Annotated in this window: 20 protein-coding genes and 1 riboswitch; of the genes, 4 read left to right on the top strand and 16 right to left on the bottom strand. The window is 36.9% G+C overall.

What is annotated here, in order from left to right:
• Nucleotides 1-1,224: 1,224 nt before the first annotated feature.
• The 14 genes from ACECE_RS0225945 to ACECE_RS0225880 all read right to left on the bottom strand — a co-directional run bounded on the left by ACECE_RS0225945 (nucleotide 1,225) and on the right by ACECE_RS0225880 (nucleotide 15,919).
• A complete protein-coding gene (locus ACECE_RS0225945) occupies nucleotides 1,225-1,701 on the bottom strand; it encodes a hypothetical protein (RefSeq protein WP_010252796.1) in 477 nt (158 codons plus the stop codon).
• Between the two features lie 330 nt (nucleotides 1,702-2,031).
• The gene (locus tag ACECE_RS0225940) at nucleotides 2,032-2,364 is read right to left on the bottom strand and encodes a hypothetical protein (RefSeq protein ID WP_162862633.1); all 333 of its coding nucleotides are present in this window, start codon (nucleotides 2,362-2,364) and stop codon (nucleotides 2,032-2,034) included.
• Between the two features lie 391 nt (nucleotides 2,365-2,755).
• Nucleotides 2,756-3,409, bottom strand: coding sequence for an HAD family hydrolase (locus ACECE_RS0225935; protein WP_010252794.1), 654 nt, complete (start codon nucleotides 3,407-3,409; stop codon nucleotides 2,756-2,758).
• Between the two features lie 409 nt (nucleotides 3,410-3,818).
• Nucleotides 3,819-4,397, bottom strand: coding sequence for a hypothetical protein (locus ACECE_RS0225930; protein ID WP_010252793.1), 579 nt, complete (start codon nucleotides 4,395-4,397; stop codon nucleotides 3,819-3,821).
• A 370-nt stretch (nucleotides 4,398-4,767) separates the two neighbouring features.
• Nucleotides 4,768-5,190: a DUF4304 domain-containing protein gene (locus tag ACECE_RS0225925; RefSeq protein WP_010252792.1), complete on the bottom strand. Its 423-nt coding sequence runs from the start codon at nucleotides 5,188-5,190 to the stop codon at nucleotides 4,768-4,770.
• A 368-nt stretch (nucleotides 5,191-5,558) separates the two neighbouring features.
• Nucleotides 5,559-5,795 carry a hypothetical protein gene (locus ACECE_RS0225920; RefSeq protein ID WP_010252790.1) on the bottom strand — a complete coding sequence of 79 codons (237 nt, stop codon included), beginning with the start codon at nucleotides 5,793-5,795 and terminating at the stop codon, nucleotides 5,559-5,561.
• A 373-nt stretch (nucleotides 5,796-6,168) separates the two neighbouring features.
• Complete coding sequence (locus tag ACECE_RS0225915) at nucleotides 6,169-6,561, bottom strand: hypothetical protein (protein ID WP_010252788.1); 393 nt, start codon at nucleotides 6,559-6,561, stop codon at nucleotides 6,169-6,171.
• A 281-nt stretch (nucleotides 6,562-6,842) separates the two neighbouring features.
• On the bottom strand, nucleotides 6,843-7,337 hold the full coding sequence (locus ACECE_RS0225910) for a hypothetical protein (protein WP_010252786.1): 495 nt from the start codon (nucleotides 7,335-7,337) through the stop codon (nucleotides 6,843-6,845).
• Nucleotides 7,338-7,612: 275 nt separating this feature from the next.
• The gene (locus ACECE_RS0225905) at nucleotides 7,613-8,107 is read right to left on the bottom strand and encodes a hypothetical protein (RefSeq protein ID WP_010252784.1); all 495 of its coding nucleotides are present in this window, start codon (nucleotides 8,105-8,107) and stop codon (nucleotides 7,613-7,615) included.
• A gap of 160 nt (nucleotides 8,108-8,267) precedes the next feature.
• Nucleotides 8,268-9,323 carry a site-specific tyrosine recombinase/integron integrase gene (gene xerA, locus ACECE_RS0225900; RefSeq protein WP_010252782.1) on the bottom strand — a complete coding sequence of 352 codons (1,056 nt, stop codon included), beginning with the start codon at nucleotides 9,321-9,323 and terminating at the stop codon, nucleotides 8,268-8,270.
• A 106-nt stretch (nucleotides 9,324-9,429) separates the two neighbouring features.
• Entirely contained in the window at nucleotides 9,430-10,113 is a 684-nt protein-coding gene (locus tag ACECE_RS0225895) for an anaerobic ribonucleoside-triphosphate reductase activating protein (protein WP_010252780.1), read from the bottom strand.
• Entirely contained in the window at nucleotides 10,110-12,200 is a 2,091-nt protein-coding gene (locus tag ACECE_RS0225890; protein WP_010252778.1) for a ribonucleoside triphosphate reductase, read from the bottom strand. The genes ACECE_RS0225895 and ACECE_RS0225890 overlap by 4 nt, the downstream gene beginning before the upstream one ends.
• A gap of 203 nt (nucleotides 12,201-12,403) precedes the next feature.
• Nucleotides 12,404-12,592, bottom strand: a riboswitch (cobalamin riboswitch).
• Between the two features lie 272 nt (nucleotides 12,593-12,864).
• Nucleotides 12,865-15,282: a homocysteine S-methyltransferase family protein gene (locus ACECE_RS0225885; RefSeq protein WP_010252776.1), complete on the bottom strand. Its 2,418-nt coding sequence runs from the start codon at nucleotides 15,280-15,282 to the stop codon at nucleotides 12,865-12,867.
• Nucleotides 15,275-15,919 (bottom strand): vitamin B12 dependent-methionine synthase activation domain-containing protein, encoded by a 645-nt coding sequence (locus ACECE_RS0225880; RefSeq protein ID WP_010252774.1) that lies wholly within the window; start codon nucleotides 15,917-15,919, stop codon nucleotides 15,275-15,277. The genes ACECE_RS0225885 and ACECE_RS0225880 overlap by 8 nt, the downstream gene beginning before the upstream one ends.
• Before the next feature lie 246 nt (nucleotides 15,920-16,165).
• On the opposite strand from ACECE_RS0225880, the gene ACECE_RS0225875 reads away from it, so the two are divergent.
• Together ACECE_RS0225875 and ACECE_RS0225870 are read left to right on the top strand one after the other, a co-directional pair.
• A complete protein-coding gene (locus ACECE_RS0225875) occupies nucleotides 16,166-16,351 on the top strand; it encodes a hypothetical protein (RefSeq protein WP_010252773.1) in 186 nt (61 codons plus the stop codon).
• Nucleotides 16,352-16,364: 13 nt separating this feature from the next.
• Complete coding sequence (locus ACECE_RS0225870) at nucleotides 16,365-16,616, top strand: spore coat protein (RefSeq protein WP_010252771.1); 252 nt, start codon at nucleotides 16,365-16,367, stop codon at nucleotides 16,614-16,616.
• 68 nt (nucleotides 16,617-16,684) lie between these two features.
• Here ACECE_RS0225870 and ACECE_RS0225865 read toward each other — a convergent pair whose 3' ends face one another.
• On the bottom strand, nucleotides 16,685-16,888 hold the full coding sequence (locus tag ACECE_RS0225865) for a hypothetical protein (protein WP_407636681.1): 204 nt from the start codon (nucleotides 16,886-16,888) through the stop codon (nucleotides 16,685-16,687).
• Between the two features lie 8 nt (nucleotides 16,889-16,896).
• On the bottom strand, nucleotides 16,897-17,538 hold the full coding sequence (locus ACECE_RS0225860; RefSeq protein WP_010252766.1) for a TraR/DksA C4-type zinc finger protein: 642 nt from the start codon (nucleotides 17,536-17,538) through the stop codon (nucleotides 16,897-16,899).
• Between the two features lie 245 nt (nucleotides 17,539-17,783).
• Between ACECE_RS0225860 and ACECE_RS0225855 the strand changes: the two genes are divergently transcribed.
• Nucleotides 17,784-18,566 carry an S-methyl-5'-thioadenosine phosphorylase gene (locus ACECE_RS0225855; protein WP_010252763.1) on the top strand — a complete coding sequence of 261 codons (783 nt, stop codon included), beginning with the start codon at nucleotides 17,784-17,786 and terminating at the stop codon, nucleotides 18,564-18,566.
• 18 nt (nucleotides 18,567-18,584) lie between these two features.
• The gene (gene mtnA / locus ACECE_RS0225850; RefSeq protein ID WP_010252760.1) at nucleotides 18,585-19,616 is read left to right on the top strand and encodes an S-methyl-5-thioribose-1-phosphate isomerase; all 1,032 of its coding nucleotides are present in this window, start codon (nucleotides 18,585-18,587) and stop codon (nucleotides 19,614-19,616) included.
• The last annotated feature ends 142 nt before the right edge of the window (nucleotides 19,617-19,758 follow it).

Raw genomic sequence — 19,758 nt, 5'->3', positions numbered from 1 at the left:
GCTAGCAGAATTCCAGATTCCTCACGGATTCCAGTTCTTCTCTTTCGAGAAAGGGTTGCATTGTCGCAACAGCTTAGAACCCAAGGTGTTACCACCTACGCACCGTTGTCAGATTACTGTTAACGGAATAACAGGTTTATACTACTTAATGTAGCTAAACATTTATCTGTGCGACCTCGTGTCGCACCGTCTCCCATGACCGACGTTCCAGAGTCGGACCCGCAGAGATTTTCTTCGTAGGCGGTGCTTGTCACCCGACGATGGAATGTAGTGCGGCACACTTCATGCTCGGTCTACAGAGGCTTACTTCTTGAATTTTCTTACCCGCACTTTTACGGTCATGGATTGTTAGGTGGAGTCCACTGCCCCGCGGAGCCTTTCCCTAACAAACCTTAATTACTCTATTTCTTAATTATACACAAATTACCTTCCAATAGCCACAAAAACAAACTTACTCTAACGACCTTATGTCTCTAATTTATATCCTCAAGCTTTCACATTCAGTAAACCACAAATACTAAAACTCTTTAAATCCTTTATCCTTTACCTTACTTATATCTTTAGCACAGTGCTACAATATTCCACAAAAATAAATAAATCATAAATCCTTTAACCTGTTCTAAACCTAATGTGAGCTATGTTTTTCAAAATGCCCTAAGTAATATAATAAATAATAATCATCATCAATGCTTAATTATGTAGAATCTCTTATAATCTCAATAACTTTCAAGTATGTCAAAATCAATCTCATCAAACTTTAAGATGATACCCTAGCCTGACCTCTAATAAAATCAAAAAAATCTTTCCATCATCAGGTACATGCTTAAACAATAAAGCTTAAACCTCACAGTAGTTGCAAATCGCAGTGGATTTCACCTAACGTCTCGCCATTTGCTTCGTCGAGGAATCGGACTTACAAAGCCCTTCTGCGTAGGCGGTGCTTGCACCCGATGACTCGATGAGGGCAGGATGACTTCATGCTCCTGCTCCAGAGAATTTTCTACATGCTTTGCCCTTTACGCAAATGGACTTGTTGTGCGAAGTCAGACGACCCTAGTCTCAGAAGGGCACACGGATGTGACCTCCTTAAATCTCCTTCAACAAAACTACATTCTCTAATTCAGGCTGTTCTATTAACTCCCGAAACAGCACGATATAAATTTAATATGTATATTTAATTTCTCCATCTACAAATGGAAAAAATCTCTTACTAAAAACAGTAAATTATTTTTCCTTAATAGTTATTAACTCCATTTCACTAAAAACACATTCTTCAAGCCTGTACTTCTCAAGAATACATTTATATTTTTCAGGTAAGTCACTTAGTTTTAGTGGATTATCGGGCATACTGACTCTAAAATACTGGTATGAAGTTGGTTTAGAATCATATGATTCATAGGAATACAAGCCTTTCCGAGAAAATTCAAGTGAATGTTTAAAGTAAGATTTTTTTGTAACTTCTCTTGAATCCTTCAAAATAACTCTATCAAACACATTTTCACTTACTTTTGTTTGTGATGTATCATCTAACTTCTCTAAAATAAAACAAGCTATACTCTCCAAGTCCTCTAATGAACCACGCACGCTCTCTGGTAAAAGCCCATATACGCCTGAATCAAATTGAGCAATTTCGTTTTGAGAATCAACTGCAAACCATAATATATCATATTCAAACACTTCATCATCAGATACTCTAGTCATAAGTTCACCTCTTACAAATCCTTTATCGTAATGCTCCAAAGTCAATCCCTAAAAATCCGTGCATGGATGCACGGTAATCGTCTGATTTCGTACAACGTTTTTGATTCACGACGTTCCTGAACCGGACCCGCAGAGCCCTTCTTCTTTGGCGGCGGCTTGACCGCCCGGTGAAGGAATGTGGCGAGTCCTTCTTCATGTTCATGCTACAGAGGACTGCTACATGCTCTTCTTTCGAGCCCTTGTGTGAATCTTTTGTTAGCTGGAGTCGGACGTCCCGTGACTCAGAGGCACATAGAATATGTGCCCCTTAAACAATTCTACTAAATATCATTACTTAACAATATACTCAATATCATTTTCGTACCTATGTGTAACCTTTATATTTAAATTGTATTCTTCTGATTCTTTATACTGTATCCTAAGTTTTTTATCACTGACCCATTCGAGATCAAAATAATCAAGGTCATAATTTTCTGATTCAAGAACAAAAATAGAAAACGTGTTACCGAAGGGTCCATAGTTATCATCAGAAGTTTTCTTGTCTTTATTTAAAATAGAGACATTCAACGTCGTTGTATCATAACCTCTTCTAAGAAATGCTACTGCTTTTTCTACTTTATTAGGTGCGACAACTTCCTTCACTATTCTATCCTCATCGTGCATTATTAAATTCCCCAAAAAATATATAGTAAAATATAATACAGTTAAAATACCAATTAAAACAAATATGCTTTTAATAACTTTTCTAATAAACTTAATATTCATATAACCCCTTAAAAAATATTTTAATCTGTTCATTGAGGCTCGATCTGCGTCCGATTGCAGCTAACGTCTCGCATGGAAGACGTTCCAGAGTCGGACCCGCAGAGCTTTTCTTCGAAGGCGGTGCTTGTCACCCGACGATGGAATGTGGTGCGGCATGCTTCATGCTCCTTCTCCAGAGAATTTACTCCATGACCTTCTATCCCGCACCTTTACTGCCATGCATTGTTATCGGATGGATGAGGCCCCCAGAGACCAGAAAGCGACACGATGTCGCTTCCTATATATTAACCTACATGATACTTATCACAAAATTATAATTTATCTTACAAATACTATCAACTATTGTTGATGCACTTGATAAATCCTGTGAGCCAGAATTCAAATTAGCAAATCCAATACATTTCATTCCTGCAGACAAAGCAGCTTTCACACCGTTTTTAGAATCCTCAATGACTACGCATTCTTGTGGATTAACTCTTAACATTTCCGCAGTTCTTAAAAAAACATCTGGGTATGGTTTTCCTCTTTGAACTTCTTCACCACTTAATATTACTTTAAAATATTCTCTTATTCTTATCGTTTCTAATATGGCTTCAATAAAAAATCTTGGTGAAGAAGATGCCACTGCTGTAATAATTTTATTCTGCTTTAGTTCATTTAATAATTCTTTAATTCCATCTATTGCTTCTATTTTTGTTTCATTCAATACTTCAATTTTTAATTCAGACTGCAATTTCAATAATTCTTCCACACTCAGAATTAAGTTATATTTCTCTTTTAAATCCTTCCACATTTCTGGATTTGAAACTCCAACATATGGATTTAAAATATCATCGTTAGCAATAAAATCGCATTTTTTCAGTACTCTTTTATCAACCTCAAAATGAATAGGTTCACTATCTACTATAACACCATCCATATCAAAAATAACAGCTTTTAACATCTAATTCCTCCCTAAGTAGATACTCAAAAAACTTCAAAGTCATTCCCTAGCAAATCCGCATCAGGACGATGCGGCCTTGCCTCATCTTTCCGATAACGTCGCCCATCTGCGACGGCTCTGAGCGGTCTACAGAGGGATGTCCCGCGTTAGCATGCGACTGCATCCGCGAAGAGCTGTGGGCACGCATTCTCCATGATAATCCCGCGTAGCCCTTCTACATGAACTTTCCCTCCGTGCCCCTTGCGCTAGATGGATTGTTCTACGTCGTGGGAGGACCCGCGAAGCAAGAGCATCACGGATGATGCGGCCTCTAGCAAAGTATCCTTATCCACTTACTTCACTTTATATAAAGATTATACCTCAATCTTGGTACCTAAAATACTTAATTTTATTCGCTGATTATTACCATCTAAAACATTTTCTTTAATTCTCCAATGCTATAAAAAGTTATTGGGTCAATCTTATCATATGAAGTAGATGTATCCAGTACATTACCATCAATATCATAAAGGCCACCACTAAACATTTCTTCAATAGTTGCGTCTTTACTAATACGAAAAAAAGAAAAATCCCCTAATGAATTAAGCCTAAGATATTTTATTCCATATGTATCATCATATTTTGCAAGAGTAAATATTTCAGTGCCGGCACTATAAGGCATACCCTTTGAAAACAACTTTTTAACCTGTCCGTTCTTATATGTATAAATTTCAATACCGTTACTGTCGCTTTTTTCGTTTGAAATAGCTAAATCAATAATTCCATCATCGTTAAAATCATCTACATAATAGTATAATTTATGCACATTCCATCGTTCAAGACCACCACCAGTAGTTGGAGACCTTTCCGTTTCAATCTCTCCTAAAGAAATTAGATAATCGTAATAAATTTTAGCTGGTATAGGTGAAGTATGATTTTCCGCACTTTTACACGCTGTAAACGTCAGCATAATTACAACAATTAAAGCTAAACTAATCAATTTTTTCATTACTTTCAATCCTCATAGTATATAAATTTTCTAACTTCACAGTTTTAATCTTAAGTTGATAATATAACATAAGTGAATTAGCAAAATCTCCAAAGCCTTGCTTTCAAAATCGGCACATGGATGTGCCGTCTTCCTCCCATGTCGTAGAACGTCTCGCCATTTGCGTCGTCGAAGAATCGGACTTACAGAGCCCTTCTTCGTAGGCGGTGCTTGCACCCGATTCTTCGATGAGGGCAGGATGACCTCATGCTCCTACTTCATCGAACATTCTCCATGCTTTGCCCTTTACGCAAATGGACTTGTTATCGGATGTGCGGTGCCCCCAGAGGCATACCCGAAAAAAACTGCCCTCATTCTATTTTTACTGGTGTTATTGAAAATTTATCTCTGAACTTAACTCATTAAACCACTGCTCTGCCAATTCTAGCTTATCAATAACACTTTTTGTGACTTTCAAGAATTTATTTCCAAACAAAACACCCTCATCATACCGAAACCAATAGTCAGAATTCAAGTTGCTTGAACCTAATCTATATCTTTTATTTACATCATGTGCTGTAACTTTTGATGGAGCTATCTGCTTTCCCCAGTATAAAGTAACTCCTGTTAACGGGCAAACTGCAAGTTCAATAACAAAGCCGCCGCCCCATTTATCGAATTGAAAAGTCATCAAATCAATATGCGTTTCTGTCGGCCTTCTGAAATGTGGAAATGTTCCCTTAAATCCCTTATTTCGTAAAACTGGAACAACTTCATCTTTTAAATATTTTATCATTTCCTTTCTTTCACTCATCCTTAGAACGCCTCATTTCCTTTTCATTTTGCAGCTACCTTGATACAGGTGAAAAAGCACCGCATTTCCGATAACGTCTGGCGTATGCGGCGGCTCTGAACCGGACCCTCAAAGCCCTTCTTCCTTGGTGCACTTGTGCCGGTGAAGAGCTGCGGTGCGGCATACTACATGGGATGACTTACAGAGCCCTGCTTCATGTCCTCTCTCTACCGCACCCTTGCGAATACGCTTTGATATGTGGAGTTCCCTGCCCCGCGAAGCCAGACGAGGACACGGATGTCCGAGCCTTACAAAAACTTTTTTCAACAAATTTGTAGCAACTCTTCCTTAAATCAGTAAGCAAAAAATAATAATCTTCTTATACAAATTCAGTATCTTGGTTTATATATTAAATTTGTATCAGTATCAATAACATAATCTACAAATATTTCCGAAGTATATGGAAATTCCTCAAAGTTATATAGCCTGCAAAAAATCCCTGGTAAATCTCTAATATCTACAGTTAAGCTTAATGCTTTTAAATACATTTCTTTTAAAGCCTTTTTTGTACACTTTCTACCATATACAATCGAACTATTATAATAACCATCGATTTCTACTATCATAGAAATAATCACTGTCGGTTGCTAACCAACTATTATAGCTCAGATTCAAATACATTTTTATATCTTCAAAGCAATTCCCTAAAAACCCGCCCCCGGATGGGGCGGCAATGCAGGGAATTCCATATATCGTCGGCATCTCAGTCGTCCTCGAATGGTCCCGTAAGGATGTCCCGCGTCAGCGCGCAACTGCGCCCATGAGAGGATGAGGCGGAGCCTTACTACATGAATTTACTGCAGAGGAATACTTCTTGCTCTTACTATCGCAGCCTTTACTGAGATGCATTGATCTCCGATGTATCCTGACCCGTAATTCAGAAATTTCCACGGACGGAAATTCCTCATAAAACCCCTAAGATAACTTCTTATTAACCTTTTAGGCTAAACGTGTATTTAAAACACTTTTCCTAAATAAAACTTCCGTTATAAAATAATGTATAAATCCTATTGTAAGTCCAATAAATGAAATAAAAACATTTGTTATAAAACTAAAATCCATTATTAATATAGAATATATAAAAGCAACTAATAATATTATAATACTTATTATCACATCAATCCTCTGCTTTCTTATAAAAAAGCTTTTTAAGTGTACTACCAACCATAGCATTGAAAAGTATGCAGGTAAAAAAACAATCATTGTAATATCTGTAGATAACGGAATCTCATTATCTTTGTAAGTAGGATAAAACTTAACAACTAAATAAGTTAAAAATAGCACAGATACAAAAACCCAACATATGTAAATTGCTGTTATTTCTTTTTTCAAGTACACCAACTCCTAAAGTTTGTTCATCTCCGAAGCCTTTCCCTAAAAACATTCGCCATGGATGGCGAAAAAATCAGGATATGTCGGAGATCGTCTCGCCATTTGAGACGTCGATGAATCGGACCCGTAAGGAATACCCGTGAGCGGCTTTAGCCCGATGAATCGATGTGGGCAGGATGACCCGTAAGCATGCCCTTTACTCAAATGGACTTGTTATACGAAGCCACACGACCCGCGAAACCAGAGAATGACAAGGATGTCATTCCCTAAAGTTGTTACGACTATACTTTAATCTCTAAATATGAATTAATTAATCGTAACCCATCTTTAACAACTTTATTTAGTTCATCGAGCTCCTTTTTTGACCATATTGGAATATATTCCTTTCCTTCGGGAGTGACTGCTGGAAGATTACTACCCCAAAATAGTTTATCATATAATTTGTTTAACGTACTATTTTTGCTATCTCCATAAAAGCTTTCTTTCACCGAATATGATAAATCAGACATCATATTCCAATAATGCAAAAAATATTTACAGTCAACTTTTTCCCCTTTTCGATCATTCCACTTTTGGGCAAGATTTATAGATAACTCTGATCCTTCATCAAAAACTTCTATATTTTTATCTAATGCAAAAGTCTGAAGTTGGTCAAAATCATAAAAACATTTTAACTTATCCCCATCAGTTACAAAACCATCTTTTTCACCTGAATACCAAATGCAATAGTATTCTTTACTGTCTAAAATAAATACAAACTTATAGTATTCTTCCATGCCACATCCTCCCGAATGAAATCTACAAAGAACTTCTCAAAAATTTAGCGCATGGATGCGCGTCCTTTTCGTGTGGTTTTGTATAACGTTCGCCATTTGAGACGTCGATGAATCGGACCCGTAAGGAATACCCGTGAGCGGCGTAAGCCCGATGAATCGATGTGGGCAGGATGACCCGTAAGCATGCCCTTTACTCAAATGGACTTGTTATACGAAGCCACACGACCCGCGAAGCCGGAGAATGACACGGATGTCATTCCCTAAAGTTGTTACGACTATACTTTAATCTCTAAATATGAATTAATTAAACGCAACCCATCTTTAACAACTTTATTTAGTTCATCGAGCTCTTTTTTTGACCATATTGGAATATATTCCTTTCCTTCGGGAGTAACTGCTGGAAGATTACTACCCCAAAATAGTTTATCATATAATTTGTTTAACGTACTATTTTTGTTATCTCCATAAAAGCTTTCTTTCACCGAATATGATAAATCAGACATCATATTCCAATAATGCAAAAAATATTTACAGTCAACGTTTTCCCCTTTTTGATCATCCCACTTTTGGGCAAGATTTATAGATAATTCTGATCCTTCGTCAAAAACTTCTATATTATTATCTAATGCAAAAGTCTGAAGTTGGTCAAAATCATAAAAGCATTTTAACTTATCCCCATCAGTTACAAAACCATCTTTTTCACCTGAGAACCAAATGCAATAGTATTCTTTACTGTCTAAAATAAATACAAACTTATAGTATTCTTCCATGCCACATCCTCCTGAATGAAATCTACAAAGAACTTCTCAAAAATTTAGCGCATGGATGCGCGTCCTTTTCGTGTGGTTTTGTATAACGTTCCATATCCGTATCAATTACGTCTATGCAAAATTTCCCCTTGCATTAGCGAAAATTTTTTCGTATATGTAACTATAACTTAACTTTGTTCATAATCCGGTCTAATGGACTTTGAATTTTAGCAAAATCTCTTTCGCTAACATGTGTATATATTTCCGTCGTTGATGGACTTGCATGACCAAGCAATTCCTGTATATATCTCAAATCAGTTCCATTCTCAAGTAAATGAGTTGCAAAAGAATGTCTTAAAGTGTGAACTGACACTTTCTTCTTTACACCTGCTTTAAATGCTGCTTTTTCAAAAACCTTCTGTATACTCCTAACCGTTATATGTTTTTCTCCGTTTTGTCCTTCAAACAACCAACACTCTGGTCTATATATCTTAAAGTATTGTCTTAATAATTCCAACATCGCATTTGATAAAAGAGTATATCTGTCCTTTTTACCTTTTGCACCCTTAATATGAATCAAATTTCTTTTACTGTCGATATCTTCAATCCTCAAGTTAGCAGCCTCGCTCACTCTTAATCCCGCTGAATAAATTAGCATAATAATTGCCCTGTGCTTTAAATTATCAACTGATTCAATAATCTTAAATACTTCATTTGTATTCAATACACTAGGTAACTTTTGTTCTCTTTTTGGTCGTTTGATATCAAAATCAACGTCATCAATATTTTTTAAATCGATATACAAAAATTTGAATGCACTTACAGCTTGGTCAATATAAGCCGCTGATTTATTTGCATCAACTAATCTCAATAGATACAATTTTATATCATCTTTATCTATATTATCTATACATTTCTTATGAAACTGTAGTAATCTTCTTACATGCCCTAAATAAGCCTTTTGTGTTTTTACACTATAGTTTCTAATTTTCAACTCATTTTTCAATGCTATCATTGTATCTTTGTCGTACTCATAATTTTCGAAAAAGACATTATCCTTACCAAATAACCTGTATAATAATTTTATCCTATCCTCATTATCTGGAATTACCCATATTTTATCAGATTCAATCCACTTCCGTCCATCAACTTTTCTAATTTTTTCAACATTCTCCACTGAATATGGAAACTTAACAGACAAAAAACCTTCTGAATACTTCTTTACATGCACAAACATAAAACTAACACCTACACTTTACTACCCAAACATTTGTTCGTTATAATAAAAGTATAAATCTGTTTTAGAACAAAATTAATAATTTAATAAAAAAAATTTCCAAACACTATGCACAAAAAGTTATGCCCCTTGTTTCAACTCTTTTAACAATTCGATTTATCCTTCCAACCAGATAAGCAACAGACTCTGCACTGTACCCGATTCCCTCAGTGCTCCCATTTCGGCATTTTTGCAGGACATAAAGCCTTGCTCCGCTTATTTCCTCCGCAATCTCTACGATATCCTTAGAATCAAGTCCGGGTGCAAGAGTTGTTCTGAACTCATAATCTATGCCGCTGTTGATCAATAAATCCACACTTCTCATAACATTTCCAATATCAACTTCCGTTCTGCAGATCTCATTATATTTCTCATACGGTGCCTTAAAATCCATTGCAATATAGTCAATAAGTCCTTTATGCAAAACATTCTCAACCACATCCGGATTAGTTCCGTTTGTGTCAAGTTTTATTGAGTATCCCAGCCTTTTTACATCTTTTAAAAAGGGCAGGAGCCCCTTTTGGAGTGTCGGCTCTCCCCCGCTCACAACAACTCCTTCAAGGAACCCCTTTCTTTTTTCTAAAAATGATAAAACTTCGTCTGCATCAGTTATATTTTCATGTCCACCTTCTACCAAAGCCCTATTATGGCAATAGAAACAATCCATATTGCAGCCGGGAGTAAAAAGAACAGCACACATCTTACCCGGATAATCTACAAAGGAATTCTTTTGTAATCCGGCTATTCTCATGATATCTTCTCCGCCAATACAAATTTCTTTCTACCTGTATATTCTTCTTTCTTTCCGATGTTAAAGTTAGCTACAGGCCTTAAATATCCTGTTACCCTTGACCATACTTCCGTATTTGCTCCACATTCAGGGCAGGTATAATGCTCACCTTTTATATAACCATGGTCTGCGCATATACTGAATGTTGGTGTTATAGATATATATGGCATTTTATAATTTACAAATACCTTTTGAATAAGCTTTTTGCAAACTTCAATATCCTCTATGCTTTCGCCAAGATACAAATGCTGGACTGTTCCGCCTGTATAGAGCGATTGGAGTTCATCCTGGAGTTCTAATGCTTCAAATATGTCATCAGTATATTCAACCGGAAGCTGCGTCGAATTTGTATAGTATGGCGTATCTTTTCCGGCTGTGATAATGTTTGGATACTTCTTTTTGTCAAGTTGAGCAAGTCTGTAAGAAGTACCTTCTGCCGGAGTAGCTTCGAGATTGTAAAAATGCCCGGTCTCATTTTGGAAATCTACAAGTACTTCTCTAAGGTAATTCATTATTTCAATTGAAAACGCCTGACCTTCTTTTGTAGTTATATCCTTATTCATAAAATTCAACAGTGCTTCATTCATCCCAATAATACCGATTGTATTGAAATGGTTGTACCAAAATTCATCTGTTCTTTGCTTAACATGTCTTAAATAATGCGTGGAATAAGGGTACAAGCCTTTTTCCGATTGCTGTTCTATAATTTTTCTTTTAATCTCCAAAGATGTCTTTCCTATATTTGCAATCTTCCATAGCCTTGCTTTAAACTCACTTTCTGACTTTGAAAGGTATCCGATTCTAGCAAGGTTTATTGTAAAGACTCCTACCGAACCTGTAAGCGGATTACTTCCAAACAAACCTCCGCCCCTTTTCCTCAGTTCAGTCGTATCAAGTCTCAGACGGCAGCACATTGAAACAGCATCTTCCGGAGAAAGATCCGAATTTACATAATTTGCAAAGTAAGGAATGCCGTATTTGCAAGTTATTTTCATAAATTCATCAACTACAGGATTGTTCCAGTCAAAACTTTTTGTGATATTAATAGTAGGAATCGGGAAAGTAAATACTCTGCCCTTTGAATCTCCCTCTAACATTACATCACAAAATGCCCTGTTGAAAATGTCCATTTCCTTCTGAAAATCCTTGTAACTTTCATCCATGTAACTTCCTCCAATTATAACCGGTTCATCTTTGAGTGTGGATGGCACAGTTATATCAAAGGTCAAATTGGAAAAAGGACACTGAAACCCTACTCTTGTAGGAACATTTATATTAAATATAAATTCTTGAAGGCACTGTCTTACCTGATCATAGGTCATATTATCATAACGTATAAATGGCGCACAATACGTATCAATGCTGGACCATGCTTGAGCCCCGGCTGTTTCACCCTGTGTAGTGAAAGTCGAGTTTACGATTTGGCCTAAAAACGACCTTAGATGCTTGGCCGGTTTGCTCTCTACTTTTCCTTCAACCCCGCCGAATCCATCAAGTAAAAGCTGTCTTAAGTCCCACCCGGCACAATACGGACCGAAAAAGCCCAGATCATGAATATGGCAGTCACCATTTTCGTGTGCTTCCCGGACTTCAGAAGGGTATATCTCATGCAGCCAGTACTTTTTGGTAAAGGTCTCTCTTACATAGTTATTAAGGCCATTGACACTTTTCTGGGTATTGGCATTCTCTTTTATATTCCAATCCCTGTCTCCAAGATAGTCCGAAAACATATCTATTGTTGCTCCTACAAGAGCATTAAGATCCCTGGCACTTTTTCTCTTTTCCCTGTATAATATAAAAGCCTTCGCTGTTTTAGCATGACCGTTTTCTATTAAAACCTTCTCAACAGTATCCTGTATTTCTTCTACTGTTGGTGTCGTATCTTTATATGTAAGCTCAGCCAAATCCATAACCTGCCTGCAAATGCCTTCCGCTTTAGTAAAATCGTCTCCTCCACATGCTGATGCAGCCTTGAAAATTGCCCATGTAATTTTCTCCGGCTGAAATTTTTCTTCTCTTCCGTTCCTTTTAATAATTGTTTTAATCATTAGAACATCTCCTATTTTTATTTTTCTGGTGTAGCTGGGACAATTTATATTAAACACAATGAAATCAAGTGTACTAAATGATACTGGTTTCACAAAAATACGCTTTTATCCCCAAAATAGATAATAAGATATGAAAACTTGAAAAGCCTTGATTAAGGCCAATTTGAAAATCGAATCCATACACCCCCTATCATCCGTAGAGTTAAAGGCGTGGTACAAAGGCAGGTCTTCTGACTTAGAATCATCGGTGTTTCATCCCTTCCCAGTTAATGTTGCTCAACCAGTGGTATCAATGAAACAACTCCTCATTACAGCGGCGGGACCGCACAGGAATCTCACCTGCTTCCCTTTTCAACCAAATGTTTTTGGTCACCTATGTTTTAACTATATTTTGTTATAGCTAATTTTACCACACACAATATATAGTGTCAACGTTTGAAATTATTTTTTGAAAAATTATATTTTTTATTCAAGGAATTTGCGAAACAAATGTCCTAAAATCGATAGGGGCTAAATGCCCCATAGATTTTTATTCATTGAAGAAAGCAAGAATTATTCCAAAATCAAAAAGCAAGGAGTAAAATATTGAACGCACAATTTCTGATGTAAACTTTTTGTGCGTTCAATATAGAAAAAATATGTCTTTACCAAGAATTCAACAGAATTATTTATTGCATTCCAAAAGTTTATTGGCAAGCTTTACAGCACTATAAGCATCTTCCGAATAGCCGTCCGCCCCTATTTCTTTCGCAAAGCTGTCGGTTACAACAGCTCCACCCACCATAAACTTTGTACTTAAGCCTTCTTTTTTAGCCAGTTCTATTACTGTTTTCATCTCCATCATTGTTGTAGTCATCAGAGCTGATAACCCGATTATACGTACATTTTTCTCTTTTGCAGCACTTATTATGTCTTCAGCTGTAACGTCCTTTCCAAGGTCATAAACTTCAAATCCATAGTTCTTTAACATCAACCCTACAATGTTCTTACCAATGTCGTGTATATCACCCTTAACAGTTGCAATAACAATTCCGGCTTTAGCATTTTCTCCATTGCAGTCTTTCTTAAGCATAGGCTCAATATATCCGAAAGCTTCCTTCATAGTCTCAGCACTTTGAATAAGCTGTGGTAAAAAATATTCCTTTTTGTCATAGAGGTCACCAACATGAGTGATAGCCGGAATCAAGCAACTATCTACCACATATGAAGGTTCTAGTCCTTCTTTTAGTCCTGCTTCTATATAAGCTCTTACATTTTCCCTGTCTCCTCTTACAACAGCCTCGTAAATCTTCTGATTTGAGCTTTGTTCTGCCTTTTTTACAGCTTCAGCAGGTTTGGTTTGAGAACTTTTGCCGAAATACTCAATATATCTTAAGCTGTTTTTGTCTTTTGCCGTAAGAACGTCTCCCGCCATTTTGATACTCATAAGAATATCACTTGAAGGGTTCATTATAGCCATTGTTAGTCCTCTTCCCATCGCCATAGCAAGAAAAGCACTGTTTACCCAGTTCCTTTCCGGTAAGCCAAATGATACATTTGAAAGGCCTAAAATAGTACCGCATCCGAAAGTGTTCGTACACCAATCTATTACCTTTAAAGTCTCAATGGCAGCCTTCTGATCCGAAGAAACCGTCATAACGAGACCATCCACTACTATATCGTTCTTTCCATATCCATACTTCGAAGCTATATCATATACCCTGTTAATAACCTCATATCTTTCCTCGGCAGTTGCAGGTACTCCTTCATCACTTAACGGAAGAAGGATAAACATAGCTCCATACTTTGCAGCTACAGGCAATAGCTTTTCCAATTTTGCTTTTTCAGCAGATATCGAATTGATCAAAGCCCTGCCGGGATATATTCTAAGAGCAGCTTCAAGTACTTCCGGCGAAGATGAATCAAGGCACAGCGGGGCATCAACCATAGGCACAAGAAGCTCGACTATTTTAACCATTGTCTCCCTCTCGTCTATCGCTGGCATCCCAACATTGACATCAAGTACATTTGCACCTTTTTCCAACTGCTCTACTGCAAACCTCCTGACCTCAGAGGTTTTTCCATCCCTTAGCTCTTCCTGAAGCTTCTTCTTGCCGGTAGGATTAATTCTTTCACCTACCACAACAGTTGGCTCACCAAATCCTGTAAAAACTGTTCTTCTTGCAGATGTAACCGCACTTATTTTTTCTGCTATAATTTCAATAGGCTTTGCACCATTTATGTTTTTACGTATCTGCTCAATATACAAAGGCGAAGTGCCACAGCATCCACCAAGAAGGTTAACTCCGCTATTAAGAAACTCTTCTACATATGTCCCGTATTCTTCCGGCCCCATATCAAAAACAGTTTTACCATCAATCAGCTTTGGCAGTCCGGCATTTGGTTTTGCCAACAATGGAACCTTTGCATAGGGCTTCATTGCTTTAATGATCTTAATCATGTCTTTAGGACCGGTTGAGCAATTGCAGCCTACAGCATCAGCGCCAAGACTTTGCAAAGTTATTAATGCAGTTATTGGGTCCGTACCTGTCAGCGTCTGTCCGTTTTCATCAAACGTCATACTTACACATACGGGCAGATCGCAGCTTTCCTTAACTGCCAGAAGCGCAGCTCTCGCCTCCTGTATATCCATCATAGTCTCAATGACAAAGAAATCCACTCCACCTTCTAAAAGGCCTTTAACCTGTTCCTTGTATGCTTCAACACACTCCTCAAAAGGCATATCTCCAAAAGGTCTGACAAAACGTCCTGTTGGAGCAAGGTCTCCTACAACAAAACCGTTATCTCCAACAGCTTCCCTGGCCAGTCTTGCCAGCTTTGTATTTATCTCTACAGTCTGGTCACCCAGCCCGAACTCTGCAAGTTTTATTCTATTGCCCCCAAAAGTGCATGTATATACAGCATTAGATCCTGCTTTTATATAATCCCTTTGCACGTTTACAATAACCTCAGGGTTTTCAATTGCCCATTTTTCAGGACATGTTCCTTTAGGCATTCCCCTCTTTTGAAGTTCAGTTCCCGTAGCTCCATCAAGAACCATTATATTCTCTTTTAAATAATCTAAAAATTGTATCTTATTCATCAGAATCAATCCCTTCTATTCCAGCTATTGCAATTACAGATTTTTCAGGTAGCAGCATATATCTTTCAGTAATATTAAGTCCAAGCTTCTCCAGACCTAAAGTGTCAAAAATCTTTTTTTGATTTATTAACGGAAGATCTCCATATCCCGGGCTGTACCTTGTCCTGGTAAGGCTTTTTCCTTCTCTTCTTATCAATTTATTTATGAAGTCAACCATCCAGTTAAGCGCCGCATCCGCAGTCTGTGATGCTACAGAATCCAGGATAACGCCAAGCGAAGCATCTCCGCTTTCAACTTCAAAATGTATTTTATCTGTGATCTCCTTACCAACAGTAGAGGCCATCAAAACAACCTCAATACTTTTATTTAAAAGTTTTGCCAGACTAGCGCTTTCAAAAACCACGCCATTTTCCAGCTTCACATATTTCTCGCTTTTTTCGATAATCTCATATCTTCCGAAAACACCCTTGGTATTGCAGAGTAAAATACCTGACTTTATAATCTCATTTAGCTTTTCTTTATATTCATCACTAAAAACTGTAGTGGTCTTCTGATAACCAAGCCTTGTAAGAATCATACTCTCATTTGGTTTTGACGGAATATACTCAAAATACTTGATTTTATTGCTTTCATTCATTATTATGTATCTCCCGTATTTTACTATGTAGTAACTATTATATATTAATATGTCAAAAAATCAATCCACTTAAAATATAACTTCTGATTTTTGGAATAGCCTATCTGACGAATTTTGTGAAGCAAATGACGAAAATATTATTTTCTGTTTAAATATTTTCTGTATATTTTTTGTTGATTTAAAGAAAATAACTATGGTGCTTGAGAATTTGAAAAGTACTACGATCTGATAAGGAGGAGATTATCTATGAACCAATTAAACCAACAGGAACTTCAAAATTTGAGACACCTTATAGGGTCTCATGAAACATCAGCTAAAAAACTGGACACTTATGCTCAACAAGCCACAGATCCGCAGATAAAGCAGATGTTTCAAAAATCCGCACAAGATGCAAGAAACACTAAACAACAATTATTGTCATTCTTAAGCTAAGGAGGAATTAAATATGCAAGAAAAAGAAATGGTGAATGACCTATTATCACAGATTAACAGCAGCGTTACAGGGTATGCAAACGTAATTACTCAAACCCAAAATCCACAGCTCCGTCAAGCTATACAGCAGATCAGAAATAACTGCGAAACATTCCAGTATGACTTATTTAAATTGGCGGAACAAAAAGGTTTTTACCAACCTGCACAACCAGCAAATCCAAATGATATAACACAGGTTAAAAACCAATTCAGTGGAACAATGTAGTACTTATTGAAATGGAAAAAGGCTGAAAAGTATTTAATATCACTTTTCAGCCTTTTGCTTTTTACTTCCTACCACATACCTGCTCCCATAAGAAGTTGATCATATAATTCGCGAATTTCTTCATAAACTTCACTGGCTTCGCTTTCATCCGCCTCATATTCTTCCAGAAAATCTGTCAATTCGTCCATGTCATTTATCCTTAAATCCATACCTTGATCCTCTAGAAGTCTATTAATTTCAATGAATATATCCTTTTCACCCAATAAAATCACCTCCTTTTCTAATCGGGAAGTTGTCTTTTATAAGCTTCATTCGATACTCTATCCATATCATCTACAATTCCCTGCCTGTCTATTTCATTGGTATAAAACTCTTCATAATCATGGTAGCCGCCCATATCCTGTGGTGTATCCGAAGACCCATATTTAACAAGATCAAAAAATTGATCAAGGCCTTCAAATTCATCATCTTCTCTTTTATTGAGGTACTTTCTTCCAAGTGGTGCATCCCATATCAATTCCTCTACCGGCCTCTGTCTGTCCAAATTTTCCATGGTTACCGCCTTGCTCGTCTCACACCCTATACATAATCTTGTATAGGGCAGCGCTTCAAGTCTTTCCCTGTCAATTTCCTTTCCGCAAAAAGCACATTTTCCATAAGTTCCATCATATATTCTTCCTAAAGCATCATGTATATCCTTTAATAAATGTTCCTCATGAACTTTAAGCGCGTTGTTTATTTCTGCTTCAAAGAGAGCTGTTCCAAGTTCCGCGGGATGATTATCATAGCTTGACAGTTCGTCAGGTTCATCCCCCTCCTGCTCTCCAATTCCATGTTCTTTCATTGAGTTTATCGTACCTTCAACGTCCTTGCCTTGAGTCATAAGCATTTTTTTAAAAAATTCCATTTGCATGTTATCCATCTCTAGTATCCTCCTTAAGCATAATTATTTATACACAATCAAGTTATAAAATTTCAAAATAATGCTTAAATTAATTGAAACTAAAAATATTTATAATATAATTAAGGAAAGTGAAAAATATTATTTCCACTTTTTCAAAGTGACTATTTGGTATCAAATAATACTAAAGAAAAAACAACAGTGGAAGTTATAATCTTCACATCATTATCTTTATACAAAACATCAATTTTTATAGGAGGTTTATCATGGAATACAATGTCGATATAGGAGTTTTTGGCGGTTCGGGCTTTTATTCTTTTTTGGAAAACGTAGAAGAAGTTGAAATTGATACACCTTATGGAAAACCCAGTGACAAATTTGCAATTGCAACCTTTGAAGGAAAGAAAATAGCATTTTTGCCACGCCACGGCAAAAAACATCATCTTCCACCCCATATGATACCATACAGAGCAAATATTTATGCTATGAAACAACTGGGGGTAAAAAAGATTTTAGCACCTACAGCTTCAGGAAGCCTTCAGGCTGAAATAAAGCCAGGAGACTTTGTTGTGTGCGATCAATTTGTAGACAGAACGTCTGGCCGTAAGGATACATTTTTTGACGGTCCTGAGACAAAGCATCCAAGTCCGGCTCACCCATATTGCCCTGAACTCAGAAAATTGGCCATTCAAGCCGGAAAAGACCTCGGAATAACAATACATGAAAAAGGAACAGTAGTAGTAATACAGGGTCCTAGATTCTCTACAGTAGCCGAAAGCCGTTGGTTTAATAAGATGGGCTGGGAAGTTATAAACATGACACAGTATCCCGAATGTTATTTAGCTAGAGAAATGGGTATCTGTTATGCAAACATATCTTTAATAACTGATTATGATGCGGGTCTGGAAGGTCGTGACGACATTGCTCCGGTTACCGAGGAAGAGGTATTAAAGGTATTTGCAGACAACAATGAAAGAATTAAAAAGCTTCTATTTGAAGTGATTAAGAGAATTGATCCATCCAACATCAACTGCAAATGCTGTAAATAAGGAGTTAGGAGAAAAAGTATGAAAACTTTGGAATTTTGTAACGGAGTGTTAAAGCTTGTCGACCAGACAAAGCTGCCTACAGAACATAAAATAGTTGAGCTTTCAACATATGAAGAGATAGCTGATGCAATTAAAACCATGATAGTAAGGGGTGCTCCAGCTATTGGTGTTACTGCTGCATATGGAATAGTTGTCGCAGCCAATTCAATAAATATCAGCTCAACCGAACAATTTTTTACCGAACTGAAAAAAGCTTGTGATTTAATTAAAAGCACTCGTCCAACAGCAGTAAACCTGTTTTGGGCCGTTGACAGGGTATATAACAAGGCTGTTTTCAATATGGACAAGCCTATTGACCAAATAATAAAAATTATTGAAGCTGAAGCATGCCTTATGGAAAAGGAAGACATCGATTCGAATAGAGCAATAGGCAAATTCGGAAATGAATTGATAAAAGAGAATTTCACCATACTTACACACTGCAATGCGGGAGCATTGGCTACATGCGATCACGGCACTGCACTCGGAGTGATACGTTCTGCTCATGAAGCAGGCAAAAACATAAATGTCTTCGCTGATGAGACAAGACCATATCTCCAGGGCTCAAGGCTGACTGTATGGGAGCTTATGGAGGACAATATACCTGTTACACTCATATGTGACAACATGGCAGGCCATTTCATGAAAGAAGGTTTAATTGACTGCGTAATAGTTGGTGCAGACAGAATAGCGTTAAATGGGGATACGGCAAACAAAATCGGAACATATTCTGTGGCAGTTCTTGCGAAAGAAAATAATATTCCTTTCTATGTCGCGGCTCCAATTTCTACAATTGACTTTTCAATAGAATGCGGAGATGAAATACCAATAGAAGAAAGAAACAGCGATGAAGTAACTCATATAAAAGGCGTCAGAATAGCACCAGAAGGAATCAAAGTCAGAAATCCGGCTTTTGATGTTACACCTAATAAATATATCTCTGCGATAATAACAGATAAAGGTATTATTTATCCTCCATTTAATGAAAACATACCTAAGTATAAGGATTGATTGAAATATTACTTCAACTGTTTTTATTTTTAATTAGAGAATAGCTGAAAAATTATGACCAAAGTTATATTTTGCACACATAACTATTTGGCATAAGTAATATAAAACAATCATAATTTCCATAACATTAAAATAAGCGGCT

Origin of the sequence: Acetivibrio cellulolyticus CD2 (assembly GCF_000179595.2) — a bacterium.
Taxonomy (GTDB): domain Bacteria; phylum Bacillota; class Clostridia; order Acetivibrionales; family Acetivibrionaceae; genus Acetivibrio; species Acetivibrio cellulolyticus.
Note: the sequence above shows the minus strand (reverse complement) of the source record. Positions and strands in the feature narration are given on the sequence as shown.

Coding starts and splice junctions, on each gene's coding strand:
- ACECE_RS0225945 (WP_010252796.1), bottom strand. CDS start 1,701: ATGACTAGAGTATCTGATGATGAAGTGTTTGAATATGATATATTATGG.
- ACECE_RS0225940 (WP_162862633.1), bottom strand. CDS start 2,364: ATGCACGATGAGGATAGAATAGTGAAGGAAGTTGTCGCACCTAATAAA.
- ACECE_RS0225935 (WP_010252794.1), bottom strand. CDS start 3,409: ATGTTAAAAGCTGTTATTTTTGATATGGATGGTGTTATAGTAGATAGT.
- ACECE_RS0225930 (WP_010252793.1), bottom strand. CDS start 4,397: ATGAAAAAATTGATTAGTTTAGCTTTAATTGTTGTAATTATGCTGACG.
- ACECE_RS0225925 (WP_010252792.1), bottom strand. CDS start 5,190: ATGAGTGAAAGAAAGGAAATGATAAAATATTTAAAAGATGAAGTTGTT.
- ACECE_RS0225920 (WP_010252790.1), bottom strand. CDS start 5,795: ATGATAGTAGAAATCGATGGTTATTATAATAGTTCGATTGTATATGGT.
- ACECE_RS0225910 (WP_010252786.1), bottom strand. CDS start 7,337: ATGGAAGAATACTATAAGTTTGTATTTATTTTAGACAGTAAAGAATAC.
- ACECE_RS0225905 (WP_010252784.1), bottom strand. CDS start 8,107: ATGGAAGAATACTATAAGTTTGTATTTATTTTAGACAGTAAAGAATAC.
- xerA (WP_010252782.1), bottom strand. CDS start 9,323: ATGTTTGTGCATGTAAAGAAGTATTCAGAAGGTTTTTTGTCTGTTAAG.
- ACECE_RS0225895 (WP_010252780.1), bottom strand. CDS start 10,113: ATGAGAATAGCCGGATTACAAAAGAATTCCTTTGTAGATTATCCGGGT.
- ACECE_RS0225890 (WP_010252778.1), bottom strand. CDS start 12,200: ATGATTAAAACAATTATTAAAAGGAACGGAAGAGAAGAAAAATTTCAG.
- ACECE_RS0225885 (WP_010252776.1), bottom strand. CDS start 15,282: ATGAATAAGATACAATTTTTAGATTATTTAAAAGAGAATATAATGGTT.
- ACECE_RS0225880 (WP_010252774.1), bottom strand. CDS start 15,919: ATGAATGAAAGCAATAAAATCAAGTATTTTGAGTATATTCCGTCAAAA.
- ACECE_RS0225875 (WP_010252773.1), top strand. CDS start 16,166: ATGAACCAATTAAACCAACAGGAACTTCAAAATTTGAGACACCTTATA.
- ACECE_RS0225870 (WP_010252771.1), top strand. CDS start 16,365: ATGCAAGAAAAAGAAATGGTGAATGACCTATTATCACAGATTAACAGC.
- ACECE_RS0225860 (WP_010252766.1), bottom strand. CDS start 17,538: ATGGATAACATGCAAATGGAATTTTTTAAAAAAATGCTTATGACTCAA.
- ACECE_RS0225855 (WP_010252763.1), top strand. CDS start 17,784: ATGGAATACAATGTCGATATAGGAGTTTTTGGCGGTTCGGGCTTTTAT.
- mtnA (WP_010252760.1), top strand. CDS start 18,585: ATGAAAACTTTGGAATTTTGTAACGGAGTGTTAAAGCTTGTCGACCAG.